This is a genomic window from Streptomyces melanosporofaciens (assembly GCF_900105695.1).
Lineage (GTDB): Bacteria > Actinomycetota > Actinomycetes > Streptomycetales > Streptomycetaceae > Streptomyces > Streptomyces antimycoticus.
This window is the reverse complement of record NZ_FNST01000002.1, coordinates 821,573-833,662: the sequence shown is the minus strand read 5'-3', so window position 1 is coordinate 833,662 and position 12,090 is coordinate 821,573. Positions and strand designations below refer to the sequence as shown.

The 12,090-nt window shown below is 73.3% G+C and carries 10 protein-coding genes and 1 riboswitch; of the genes, 6 read left to right on the top strand and 4 right to left on the bottom strand.

The genetic code is table 11. The annotated features are described in order from the left end of the window. Positions 1–59: 59 nt before the first annotated feature. The 4 genes from BLV72_RS06325 to BLV72_RS06310 all read right to left on the bottom strand — a co-directional run bounded on the left by BLV72_RS06325 (position 60) and on the right by BLV72_RS06310 (position 4,743). Positions 60–1,688: a cobyric acid synthase gene (locus tag BLV72_RS06325; RefSeq protein WP_244320680.1), complete on the bottom strand. Its 1,629-nt coding sequence runs from the start codon at positions 1,686–1,688 to the stop codon at positions 60–62. Continuing rightward, entirely contained in the window at positions 1,685–2,668 is a 984-nt protein-coding gene (locus tag BLV72_RS06320) for a cobalamin biosynthesis protein (protein WP_093460839.1), read from the bottom strand. Before BLV72_RS06320 ends, BLV72_RS06325 begins: the two co-directional genes overlap by 4 nt. Before the next feature lie 154 nt (positions 2,669–2,822). After that, positions 2,823–3,040, bottom strand: a riboswitch (cobalamin riboswitch). Positions 3,041–3,179: 139 nt separating this feature from the next. Further along, positions 3,180–3,449: a hypothetical protein gene (locus tag BLV72_RS06315; RefSeq protein WP_093460837.1), complete on the bottom strand. Its 270-nt coding sequence runs from the start codon at positions 3,447–3,449 to the stop codon at positions 3,180–3,182. A gap of 13 nt (positions 3,450–3,462) precedes the next feature. Continuing rightward, positions 3,463–4,743, bottom strand: coding sequence for an inorganic phosphate transporter (locus BLV72_RS06310; protein ID WP_093460836.1), 1,281 nt, complete (start codon positions 4,741–4,743; stop codon positions 3,463–3,465). A 349-nt stretch (positions 4,744–5,092) separates the two neighbouring features. Here BLV72_RS06310 and BLV72_RS06305 point away from each other — a divergent pair, with 349 nt between their 5' ends. The 6 genes from BLV72_RS06305 to BLV72_RS06280 all read left to right on the top strand — a co-directional run bounded on the left by BLV72_RS06305 (position 5,093) and on the right by BLV72_RS06280 (position 12,023). Next, entirely contained in the window at positions 5,093–5,779 is a 687-nt protein-coding gene (locus BLV72_RS06305) for a class II aldolase/adducin family protein (RefSeq protein WP_208905559.1), read from the top strand. Positions 5,780–5,892: 113 nt separating this feature from the next. Next, on the top strand, positions 5,893–7,020 hold the full coding sequence (locus BLV72_RS06300) for an alpha/beta hydrolase (protein ID WP_093460834.1): 1,128 nt from the start codon (positions 5,893–5,895) through the stop codon (positions 7,018–7,020). Positions 7,021–7,176: 156 nt separating this feature from the next. Beyond that, entirely contained in the window at positions 7,177–8,664 is a 1,488-nt protein-coding gene (locus BLV72_RS06295) for a hypothetical protein (protein WP_093460833.1), read from the top strand. Between the two features lie 231 nt (positions 8,665–8,895). Further along, the gene (locus BLV72_RS06290; protein WP_093460831.1) at positions 8,896–10,494 is read left to right on the top strand and encodes an ABC-F family ATP-binding cassette domain-containing protein; all 1,599 of its coding nucleotides are present in this window, start codon (positions 8,896–8,898) and stop codon (positions 10,492–10,494) included. Positions 10,495–10,896: 402 nt separating this feature from the next. Continuing rightward, on the top strand, positions 10,897–11,118 hold the full coding sequence (locus tag BLV72_RS06285) for a helix-turn-helix domain-containing protein (protein ID WP_014059784.1): 222 nt from the start codon (positions 10,897–10,899) through the stop codon (positions 11,116–11,118). 125 nt (positions 11,119–11,243) lie between these two features. Next, the gene (locus tag BLV72_RS06280; protein ID WP_093460830.1) at positions 11,244–12,023 is read left to right on the top strand and encodes an enoyl-CoA hydratase/isomerase family protein; all 780 of its coding nucleotides are present in this window, start codon (positions 11,244–11,246) and stop codon (positions 12,021–12,023) included. Positions 12,024–12,090 lie beyond the last annotated feature (67 nt).

Genomic DNA, 12,090 nt, shown 5'->3' with positions numbered 1-12,090 from the left:
GGTACCTCCTGGTGTGCGTGGGCGTCGCGGTCCGGTGTCGGTGCGGGGGCCGGGGTTGTTCACGACGTCCCCCCTGGCGCCCCCGGAGGGACGAACGGCAGCCCCTCCGGGACGCCCTTCTCGATGAGCCGCAGCAGTGCGTCGGTGTCGGCGTGCTCCTCGATCAGGTCGCCGAGGCGGTCGAGTTGCTCCTCGCGCAGCTCGCCGAAGCGGGTGTCCGGCGCCGGTACGAACGCCCGGCCCGCCGCGGCGGCCACCCGGCGCAGAAACGCCCGCCGGAAGCCGTCGCTCTCCAGCGAGCCGTGCCAGTGGGTGCCCCACACCGAGCCCACCCGGCAGCCGTCGAGGAAGCGCTCCTCGGCCCCGTCGAGCAGTTCGGCGACCCCGTGGTGGATCTCGTATCCCTCCACCCGCTCACCGAGCGCCTCGCCCACCGGCCGGGCCAGGGTCTTCTCCGCCGCGAACCGCACCCGCACCGGCAGCAGCCCGAGCCCGGCGACCGTCCCGGCCTTGGACTCGATCTCGTCCTCGATGCGCTCCCCGAGCGCCTGGAAGCCGCCGCAGACGCCCAGCACCGGACGGCCCTCGGCGGCCCGCCGGGCGATCGCGTCGGCGAGCCCGCGCTCACGCAGCCACTCCAGCGCCCTTACGGTGCCCCGGGTGCCCGGCAGCACCACCAGATCGGCGTCGGCCAGCTCCTCGGGCCGGTCCACGAACCGCACGACCACGCCCGGTTCGGCCGCCAGCGCGTCCACGTCCGTGAAGTTGGACATCAGCGGCACGGCGGCCACCGCGATCCGCAGGACGTCCGCGCCGTAAGGGGGCGCCACGACGCTCTCCCGCACCGTGCCGCGCAGCGACACCCGCAGACCGTCCTCCTCGTCGATCCCCAGCCCGTGGGCGAACGGGAGCACACCGACGGTCGGGCGCCCGGTGAGCTCGCGCAGCATGTCCAGACCGGGCTCCAGCAGGCTCACATCGCCGCGGAACTTGTTCACCAGATAGGCGGCCACATGCCGTTGGTCCGCCGCAGACAGCAGCGCGGTGGTGCCGAAGAAGGACGCGAAGACGCCACCGCGGTCGATGTCGCCGACCACCACGACCGGAAGCCCGGCGGCGCGCGCCAGCCCCATGTTGACGATGTCGGTGCGGCGCAGATTGATCTCGGCCGGACTGCCCGCGCCCTCGCAGATCACCGCGTCATGGGTGCGCCGCAGCTCCTCCAGGCACTCCGTGACGGTCCCCAGCAGCGCCTCCCGGCCCGAGACCCGCGTCCGCCCGGAGGAGTCCGCGTCCGACGGCGGGTTCGCCGCGGGCCCCGACCGCCCGAAGTACCCGCGCGCGCTCAGCTCGCCCACCGGCTTGCCCAGCAGCACCACTTGGCTGCTGCGGTCGCTGCCCGGCTTCAGCAGGACCGGGTTCATCAGCGCGCTCGGCTCGACGCGCGCCGCGGCGGCCTGCATGGCCTGGGCCCGCCCGATCTCCGCTCCCTCCCGGGTGACGAAGGAGTTGAGCGACATGTTCTGCGCCTTGAAGGGGGCCACGCTGACGCCCTTACGGGCGAGCCACCGGCAGATCCCGGCCGTCACCACGCTCTTGCCCGCGTCGGAGGTCGTGCCCGCGACGAGCAGGCCCCCGCCCCGCGCCCCGGAACCGTCCATGCCGCCCTCACCGCGTATCCCGCTCATCCACCGCCCCTTCCAGCGGCCCGGGGCCGCCCCGTCAACGCCCTCAGGACCGGCCGGGCCGCCACGGACACCCCGAGCGCCAGGACGCCGACGCGCCGCGACAGCCGTATCGCCCGCTCGATGTCGGCCGGCTCCACCGGCCGCCCGCCGGAGTTGAGCACCGGCCGGTGCTCGACCCGGCCGCCGTACGTGAGGGTGCCGCCCAGCCGTACCCCGAGCGCGCCCGCGAACGACGCTTCCACGGGGCCCGCGTTGGGGCTCGGATGGCGTCGGCCGTCGCGCCGCCAGGCGCGCCGCGCACCGCGCGGATCGGGGCCGGAGAGGGTCGCCAGGGCCGCCGTAAGGCGCGCACCGGGCCAGCCGGCCACATCGTCCAGACAGGCCGCCGCCCAGCCGAACCGGCGGTAGCGCGGCGACTTGTGGCCCACCATGGCGTCCAGGGTGTTGACGGCGCGGAAGCCGATGAGCCCCGGCACGCCGCCCACGGCGCCCCACACCAGCGCGCCCACGACGGCGTCGGAGGTGTTCTCGGCGACCGATTCGACGACCGCGCGGGCGATCTGCGGCCCGTCCAGCGCCTGCGGATCGCGGCCGCACAGATGGGGCAGCCGCTCCCGGGCGACCTCCACGTCCCCTGCGGCCAGGGCCCCGCCGACGGCCCGTGCCTCACGGCCCAGCGTCGTCCCGCCCAGCACCGCCCAGGTGGCGGCGGCGGTCAGTGCGGCCTGCGCGCCGCCGCGCCCGCCGAGGGCCCGTACGGCGCGGGTCAGCAGTGCGGCACCGGCGGCCGCGCCGCCCGCGCACAACGCGGTGTGCAGGGCCCCGTATCCGCGGTGGTCACGCCACAGCCGGCGCTCGGCGGCCGCGGCGGCGCGCCCGAACGCGGCGACCGGATGGCCGCGGCGCGGATCGCCCGTGGCGAGATCACCGAGGAAACCGAGGGCCGCACCACACGCGAACGAGGCGTGATCGGCACGCATCCGTCAGGCCGCCGTCACGCCTCGGCGCGACGACACGTAACCAAAGGGGCCAGGGGGGCCGAAGGGGCCGGAAGAGCCAGTGGGGACAGAGGAGGCTGACGGCGTGGCGGTGCCGGGCATGGCGGTATGTCCTCACTCAGGGTCCGCGCCCTGGTTCGACTGACCGGCGGTGAAAGTCTCCTGGCTCCCGGATCCGCGCCCCTCCCGGTCTTCCAGCCCCGCGTACGAAGCGAACCGTACGGTCGAGCCGTGACCCCATACAGGCGATGGGAGAGTGCTCCCCGGTGACAGTGGCGGGACCGCGCCGGATTCTCACCGGCTTCCTCTCCTGCCGCCGTTTGGCTCGGGAAGTCCACCATGGGCCGCGAATGGCCGTCAACTCGCATATGACCCATGTCGCCCGAGTGTGCCGAGCCCCACAGACGGCGGCCGCACACGAGGCGGCCGCCGGACGGTCGGCGCTGGTCAGCGCCACCATCCGGCGGCCGGTGGGTCGATGAGGACGCGAGCCTCAGGCGACGATCAGATAGATGCCGTACGCCACGGCCGCGGCGCACAGCGCGAAGCAGGTGTACGCGCCGGCGCGCGCGAGCGCCGAGGCGCCGGCCGCGCCACCGGGTACGGCGGCCGCGCCACCGGACACCGCGGCCGCGCCGCCCTGCTCCGGCGCCGCCTTACGGGACGTCCCGAGGATGCCCAGGGTGAAGACGCCCACCATGCCGACCGTCACCACGAGGCTGACGCCGAAGACCTGGCCGAGTGCCGCCCAGTCGATGCTCATGTTCCGTGGCTCCTTAGCGGGTGCTGCTGCTCGCGGCGGCGGGGGTGGGGGTCTGCTCGGGTGTGTGCTCGGCGATGCCGCTCTCGGGGGCGGTCTCGACCGCCCTCTCGGGGGCGGAGGGCTTCGCACCCGCGGGCGGCGGGGCCACGGACCGCAGGGCGGCCGTGACGGCGCCCACCGGCTCGTGTGCGCCGACCTCGTTGACGTTGGTGTGGTCCACGGGCTTGCGGCGCGACAGCGCCCAGATCGCCCCGCAGGCCAGGACGGCGAGCACGGCCACCGCCGTGATCCCCCCGTTCCCCTGGTCGGCCAGCAGCGCGGCGGCGCCCGCCACCAGGCCCGCGGCCGGGAGGGTCAGCACCCAGGCGACCACCATGCGGCCGGCGGTCGACCAGCGCACCACCGCGCCCTTACGGCCGACCCCCGCACCCATGACGGCGCCGGAGCAGACCTGGGTGGTGGACAGCGCGAAGCCGATGTGGGAGGAGGCGAGGATGACGGTCGCGGCGCCGGTCTGGGCGGCGAAGCCCTGCGGCGGCTGGATGTCGGTGATGCCCTTGCCCATGGTGCGGATGATGCGCCAGCCGCCCAGGTAGGTGCCGAGCGCGATGGCCAGGCCCGCCGAGACGATGACCCACAGCGGCGGGTCGGAGTCGGGCGCCACCACGCCCCCGGTGACCAGCGCCAGGGTGATCACGCCCATCGTCTTCTGGGCGTCGTTGGTGCCGTGGGCCAGGGAGACCAGGGCGGCCGAGGCGATCTGCCCCGCGCGGTAGCCCTTCGCGGTGTCCTCCGAGGAGCGGCCGCGGCCGAGCCGGTAGGTGAGCCGGGTGGCGGCCACCGTGGCGATGCCGGCCACGACCGGCGCGGCGACGGCGGGGATCAGGACCTTCATGACGATCGCGTCGCCGTTGACCCCGTCCAGCCCGACGGAGACCACGGTGGCGCCGATCAGGCCGCCGAACAGGGCGTGCGAGGAGCTGGAGGGGAGTCCGGCGAGCCAGGTCACCAGATTCCACAGGATCGCCCCGACCAGTCCCGCGAAGATCACTTCTGGTCGGATACCGGAGTCCTCGTCGATGATCCCGCCGGAGATGGTCTTGGCCACCTCCACGGACAGGAACGCGCCGACGAGATTGAGGACGGCCGACATCGCCACCGCCACCCTGGGACCGAGTGCTCCCGTGGAGATGGTGGTGGCCATGGCGTTAGCCGTGTCGTGGAAGCCGTTCGTGAAGTCGAACACCAAGGCCGTGACGATCACGATCCCGATGAGAAGCGTGATGTGTTCCATACACCCGGTCAATCAGTTCGAAGGTCGTTAGTGGCACGGTGAACGTAAGGAAACAGGGTGAACGGGAGGTGAACTGAGTAGGGCGTCAGGGTGACGTGGTTGCGGGAGTGTCAAAGCCTGGTGAATTCAAGCCTACTTCCCTATGTCGTACGGGGGTTGAGCCTCGGTCGAAGGCCGCCGGAGGAGACCTCGGAACCGGCCCCGCGGCCGCCCGCCGTTCACCCTCGTTCACCGCACCGGGGCGGCTGCCCACGAGGCGCGGTCGTAGACGTGCGCGGCGCCCGTTCCGGGCCCGCCATCGCCCGGCCGCCGGACGCCTGGAAGGATCGGGCCCCGGAGGTGAGGGCAGGTGACCCAGTCGCGATCCACGCGGCAGCCGCAGCCGCGGCTGACCCACCCCCTGCGCCAGGCATGGACGCAGGTGGTGAGAACGGCCCGCAGAACCACCGCCGACGGCCTGGTCGTCGGCACCTCGGGCAATGTCTCGGCCCGGGTCGGTGACACCGTCCTGGTGACCCCGAGCGGCGTCCCCTACGACCGGCTCGGCCCGCGGGACGCCGTCGCCGTCGACCTCGACGGACAACAGGTCCTCGGCACGCTCGAGCCCACCAGCGAGCTGCCCATGCACCTGGCCGTCTACCGGGAGACCGACGCCGAGGCCGTGGTCCATACCCACGCCGTCCACGCCACGGCCGTCTCCACGCTCGTCGACGAGCTCCCCGCGATCCACTACATGACCGCCGCCCTCGGCGGACCGGTCCGCGTCGCGGCCTATGCCCTCTACGGAACGGACGAACTGGCCGACGCCATGATCGAGGCGCTGCGCGACCGCAGCGGCTGTCTGCTGCGCAACCACGGCACCGTCGTCCACGGCGCCACCCTGGACCAGGCGTTTGACCGCACCGCCCAGCTCGAATGGATGTGCCGGGTCTGGCTCACCGCGGTCTCCGTCCCCGGCCGCACCCCCACCCTGATCCCGCCGGACGAGCTGCGGCGCGCCGCGGACAAGCTCAGCGGCTACGGCCAGCCGAGCTGAACCGCCGGGCACGCGCCCGAACCCGCACCGCACGCGCCCGGGCCCGGCCGGGCGGTCACCCGGCCGGGCACGCCCGCTGGCCGGGGGCCGCCTCCCCGCCCACACTGGGAGAGATGCGCCTGCGGACAACGGCGGCCGCGGCCGCCACCACCCTGCTCGGTGCCGGCGTGGCCGCGGTGGCGGCCGGACGGTACGCCACCGACGCTGCGCTGAAACCGGCCCCCGACCGTCCGCTGCCGAACGAGCCCCCGCTCACCGTGCACGCGACCGCGGCCGGCCAGATCACCCTGACCCGCTCGCTCGCCTCGCTGCGCCCCGGCGTCTACGGCCTCACCGGCCGCGCCTGCCACGCCGTCGTCGGCCCCGTCATCGAGGACGCCCCGCACCCCGCCGACTGCGTGGTGCGCCGCCTGGAGCGGGTCACCCACGGAGACCTCACCCCCGGCACCCGGGTACGGCTGACCCCCCAGGTGTACATCGGCAATCCGCGGGACGCGCTCGGCATCGAGCACGCAGAGATCGACGTGCCCGGCGAACTCGGCCCGCTGCCCGCCTGGTTCGTCCCCGGCGAACGCTCCACATGGGTGATCACCACCCATGGCCTCGGCACCACCCGTGAGCACCCCATGGTCGTCATGCCCTTCCTGCGGCAGCTACGGGTGCCGGTGCTCGACCTCGCCTACCGCGGGGACCCCGGCGCCCCCCGGCCCAAGGACGGCATATCCCACCTGGGCGACACCGAATGGCGCGACCTGGACGCGGCCCTCCGCTACGCGGTGGGGTACGGGGCGACCGGGATCGTGCTCCACGGCTGGTCCATCGGCGCCTCGATGGCCCTCCACGCCGCCGCGAACTCCGCGCTGCGCCACCGCGTCCTCGGCCTCGTCCTGGACTCCCCGGTGCTCGACTGGCAGGCCACCCTGCGCGCCCTCGCCGCGGCCCGCGGCATCCCCGCGCCGCTGCTCCCACTCGCCCTGCGGGCCGCCGAGGGGCGCACCGGGCTCCACGACAGCGTGCTTCCGGAAGTGGCCGATCCCGAGCGGTTGTCCGTGCCCACGCTCGTCGCCCACGGCCCCGACGACACCCTCGCCCCCTGGCACGTCTCGCGCGAATTCGCCGACCGCAGACGCGACCTGGTCGCCCTTCACACGGTGCGGCGGGCCCCCCACGCGGCCATGTGGAACGCGGACCCCAAGGCGTACGAGGAGGCTCTGCGCCGCTTTCTGGTACCGCTCCTGTAGCGCCCGTAAGGGGATCGCGGAAGCGCGTGCGAGACGGCGCGGGAAGCGTTCGCGGGGCGGTGGCGCAAGCGTCCGTAAGATGGCGCGAACCGTTCGCGGCGACCGCCGGACGGGTGCCGATTGGGCTTTCGGGCCGTCAACGGCGAGACTGCTTCCGTGACGTCCCGTACTCCGCGCGACTCCCGGCTCCGACTCGTCCGCAACCGGCCGATGGCCACCGCCCGCCGGCCCGCGGTGAACCGCGGCTCAAGACCGGCGCCCCGCCCGCCGGAGGGCACTCCGCCCCCGGCGGAGCTGGCCCGGCGGGCCAGGGCGGGGCTCACCGGGGCCGTGGCGATCGCCCACTGGGCCGCGGCCGAGCACGGCGCCCCCGGCGCGCTCTCCGACGAGGCCGCCGCCCGCGCCGCCGCCGCGCTCGGGCTGAGCGAATCGGAGGTGCGGAGCGACTGGGACCGCGCCCGCCTCATCGGCCTCATCGAGCACCACGCGGGCACCACCCGCCCCGGCTGGCGGCTGCAGGCGTGGGACCGGGACGACAGCGCCGTGCTGCGGGGCTGGGTCGCGCTCCTCGACGCATGGTCCCTGGCCTGCCCCGCCCCGGCGGAGGCCGAGCCGACGGCGGTCGCGGAGGTCGTCGAGGCCGTACCGCAGCTGCTCTCGCTGCTGCAGCTCTCGGCCGGCCCCATGCAGATCTCCGCCCTGCTGGACATGCTCCGGCAGCGGGTCGCCGAGCTGCGCACCGAGCGGTGCGAGGTCCCCCAGGACGCCGCGGAGATCCAGGACGCCACGGAGCCTCAGGAGACCGCGCGGGGCGCCGGGAGCGCGGGGAGCCCCGACGACGCCGAGGACACCGCGACGCTTGAGGGGCTGCTCGACTGGGTCCTGGACGCACTCTCGTCCGTCGGGGCGCTCACGGTGCGGGAGGAGCTCCCAGAGGGGCCGGACGGGCCGGAGAGCGCCGGGAGCGCGGCCGACGAGGCCAAGGGCGACAGCCGGGAGGCCGAGCTGTCCGCGCTCGGCAGCTGGGCGGTGTGGGTCAAGCTGGAGCAGATCTGCGTCGCCGCCCAGAGCCCGGCCGGGAACATCGAGCAGCCCGCCCCCGACATGCTGCGCGGCTGTGCGGGCCTGACCCCGGGCCCCGCCCGCGCCGAGTACCGGGCCTGGCTGGCCGCCCGCCCCGTCGGCAGCGCGGTCACCGAGCTGATCGAGGCGGCGCGCGGCGACGACGCGCTGCTGCGCGGGCTCGCCTTCGAGGCGCTGCGCGTGGTCGGGGCGCCCGCCGAGCCCGCCGTACGGGCCGTCGTCGAGGAATCGTGCCTGCGGCCGTACGCGCTTCTGTGGCTCGCCGAGCACGAGGGCGCCGACCCGGACGAGGCACTGGACGCGCTCACCCGCGAGGAGGCCACCTGGCTGTGGGTGGACACCGCCGCGGCCATCTCCGACCACGGCGAGAGCCCGCTGCTCGTCCGCCACCTGGAGTCCGCCGTGCAGGGCACCGTGCCCGCGCTGCTGGAGGAGGTACGGGCCGTGGGGCACCCCCGCACCGTGCAGGTCCTGGTGGCGCTGGCCGCCGCCCACCCCGATCCGGCCCTGGCCAAGGCGGTGCGCCGGGCGGCGTTCCAGGTGCACACGGGCGGGGCTTGACAGGTTCACACGGGCCGGGCCCGAGGGGGAGCGGCCGCGGGGGAGGGAGAGCGGCCGCCGCGGGAGACCATGGGGAAGGCCGTAAGGTCGCGGCGAGGGCCGTAAGGCCGGGGGAAAACGACTTGCCCGCACCGCTAAACTAGCCGCATGGCAATTCTCCTCGTGCATTAGACGGCGTCGGCCGCTCTCGTCCGTCCCGTCCGCCGTCCACCCTGCCCAGGAGTAATTCCCGTGATCACCGCCTCCGGCGTCGAGCTGCGTGCCGGCGCTCGCGTCCTCATCGAGTCCGCTTCCTTCCGCATCGCCAAGGGCGACCGCATCGGCCTGGTCGGCCGCAACGGCGCGGGCAAGACCACGCTCACCAAGTGTCTGGCCGGTGAGGGCATCCCGACCGCCGGCACCATCACCCGCTCCGGTCAGGTCGGCTACCTCCCGCAGGACCCGCGCACCGGCGATCTCGACGTCCTCGCCCGCGACCGCATCCTCTCGGCCCGCGACCTGGACTCCGTGCTCCGCAAGATGCGCGAGAACGAGGACCGGATGGCCAACGGCAAGGGCGCCACCCGCGAGCGGGCGATGAAGAAGTACGAGCGCCTGGAGACCGAGTTCCTCACCAAGGGCGGATACGCCGCCGAGGCGGAGGCCGCGACCTTCGCCGCCAGCCTCGGCCTGCCCGACCGGGTGCTCGGCCAGCCGCTCCATACGCTCTCCGGCGGTCAGCGGCGCCGGGTCGAGCTGGCCCGGATCCTCTTCTCGGACTCCGACATCATGCTGCTGGACGAGCCCACCAACCACCTCGACGCCGACTCGATCACCTGGCTGCGGGACTACCTCAAGACCTACAGCGGCGGCTTCATCGTGATCTCCCACGATGTGGACCTCGTCGAGACGGTCGTCAACAAGGTCTTCTACCTGGACGCCAACCGCTCGGTGATCGACATCTACAACATGGGCTGGAAGCTCTACCAGGCCCAGCGCGAGGCGGACGAGAAGCGCCGCAAGCGCGAGCGCGCCAACGCCGAGAAGAAGGCCGCGGCGCTCAACTCGCAGGCCGACAAGATGCGCGCCAAGGCGACCAAGACCGTGGCCGCGCAGAACATGGCCCGCCGCGCCGAGCGGCTGCTGGCCGGACTGGACGAGGTCCGGCAGAGTGACAAGGTCGCCAAGCTCCGCTTCCCCGACCCGGCCCCGTGCGGCAAGACCCCGCTGACCGCGGAGGGGCTGTCGAAGTCGTACGGCTCGCTGGAGATCTTCACCGATGTGGACCTGGCCGTCGACAAGGGGTCCCGGGTCGTCATCCTGGGGCTGAACGGCGCCGGTAAGACGACCCTGCTGCGGCTGCTGGCCGGGGTCGAGAAGCCCGACACCGGCGAGGTCACCCCCGGCCACGGGCTGAAGCTGGGCTATTACGCGCAGGAGCACGAGACGCTCGACCCGGACCGCACCGTCCTGGAGAACATGCGCTCCGCCGCCCCGGATCTCGACCTGGTCGACATCCGTAAGACGCTCGGCTCGTTCCTGTTCTCCGGCGACGACGTGGACAAGCCGGCCGGAGTGCTCTCCGGCGGTGAGAAGACCCGGCTCGCGCTGGCCACCCTGGTGGTCTCCTCGGCCAATGTGCTGCTCCTGGACGAGCCCACCAACAACCTCGACCCGGCCAGTCGCGAGGAGATCCTCGGCGCGCTGCGCACCTTCGCCGGTGCGGTGGTGCTGGTGACCCACGACGAGGGCGCCGTCGACGCGCTGCAGCCGGAGCGGATCATTCTGCTTCCGGACGGTGTCGAGGATCTGTGGGGCGAGGCCTACGCGGATCTCGTCGCGCTTGCCTGACGAGGGCCGATGGCGGCGCCGGGGCGGCGCTCCGGCCGCCGCCCCAAGAGTCCGGTTCCTCCGCTCCGACGCCCTTCTCATAGATCATTCGGCCTAGGCGTGATCCATCATCTGAGTGAGAGCGGCTGGTATCGCGGCGCGTCGCGGGCCACCGGCGCACGCGACGTGCCGTGCGCCGGTCCGGACCTCTGCGACGTTGCTCACGTATGCCCTGACCTGCCTCTTCGTCGATGAACACGAAAGAGTGTCAGGTTGAACAGCGCCGGAATCCTTGATTCCGAAGGCCGTCGCGTCGCGATCTCCCGCAATCCTTCATCCACAGACCTTGCCGAATGGGTGGCCAGGAAGCTCTGTAGGGGTGATCATGAGAGTCCAGAGCGCACTTCCCATGAGGAGGCACGGGTGGCCGAGACTCTGAAGAAGGGCAGCCGGGTGACCGGCGCCGCGCGCGAAAAGCTCGCGGCAGACCTGAAGAAGAAGTACGACTCCGGGGCGAGCATCCGGGCGCTGGCCGAGGAGACCGGCCGTTCCTATGGATTCGTTCACCGGATGCTCAGTGAATCCGGAGTTTCCCTACGGGGACGCGGCGGCGCGACGCGAGGCAAGAAGGCCGCCACGGCCTGATCGCACGCGCTGTGCTCCGTCATCATCAGCAGGTATGGACAGGGGTGCCACCCGGCTGATCGTCGGTTCGGCCGGGTGGTTACTGTGCAGTCACTTGTACTGACCGCACTCGACCGGAGGCCTCTGTGACCCTGCTCGACAAGGACGGCGTTCAGCTCACCGTCGATGACACGGTCGCCACGGTGACCCTGACCAACCCGGCGAAGCGCAACGCCCAGTCGCCCGCCTTGTGGCGGGCGCTGGCCGAGGCGGGGAAGCTGGTGCCGGGCACCGTGCGCATCGTGGTGCTGCGCGCCGAGGGCAAGTCCTTCTCGGCGGGCCTGGACCGTCAGGCGTTCACGCCCGAGGGATTCGACGGCGAGCCGTCGTTCCTCGAGCTGGGGCGCGGCTCCGACAGCGACCTGGACGCCGCCATTGCTGGGTACCAGGAGGCGTTCACCTGGTGGCGGCGGAACGACATCGTGTCGATCGCCGCCGTCCAGGGGCATGCCATCGGGGCCGGTTTCCAGCTCGCGCTCGCCTGTGATCTTCGGGTCTGCGCGGAGGACGCACAGTTCGCCATGCGCGAGACCAGCCTCGGACTGGTGCCGGACCTCACCGGCACCCATCCGCTGGTCGGGCTCGTGGGATACGCCCGGGCGCTGGAGATCTGCGCGACCGGGCGCTTCGTCCATGCCGACGAGGCCATGCGGACCGGGCTCGCCAATCTCATGGTGCCCGCCGCCGAGCTCGACGGCGCGGTCCAGGACCTGGCGGCGGCCCTTCTCGCCGCGCCCCGCGACGCCGTGATCGAGACCAAGGCGCTGCTGCGGGGGGCCGTGGACCGGACCTACGAGGACCAGCGCGTGGCCGAGCGCGCCGCCCAGGCCCGCCGGCTGCGCGACCTGGCGGGGCTGACGGACTAGACGGCGCCGTTACGGCCAACGTTGCGCTGGTGTGGACCGCCGGCGCGGCTTCCCGGTGGGGCCGCTC

Bases quoted from the DNA above. Each gene is read 5' to 3' on its own strand.
- BLV72_RS06320 (WP_093460839.1), bottom strand. From the start codon at position 2,668: ATGCGTGCCGATCACGCCTCGTTCGCGTGTGGTGCGGCCCTCGGTTTC.
- BLV72_RS06310 (WP_093460836.1), bottom strand. From the start codon at position 4,743: ATGGAACACATCACGCTTCTCATCGGGATCGTGATCGTCACGGCCTTG.
- BLV72_RS06325 (WP_244320680.1), bottom strand. From the start codon at position 1,688: ATGAGCGGGATACGCGGTGAGGGCGGCATGGACGGTTCCGGGGCGCGG.
- BLV72_RS06300 (WP_093460834.1), top strand. From the start codon at position 5,893: ATGCGCCTGCGGACAACGGCGGCCGCGGCCGCCACCACCCTGCTCGGT.
- BLV72_RS06315 (WP_093460837.1), bottom strand. From the start codon at position 3,449: ATGAGCATCGACTGGGCGGCACTCGGCCAGGTCTTCGGCGTCAGCCTC.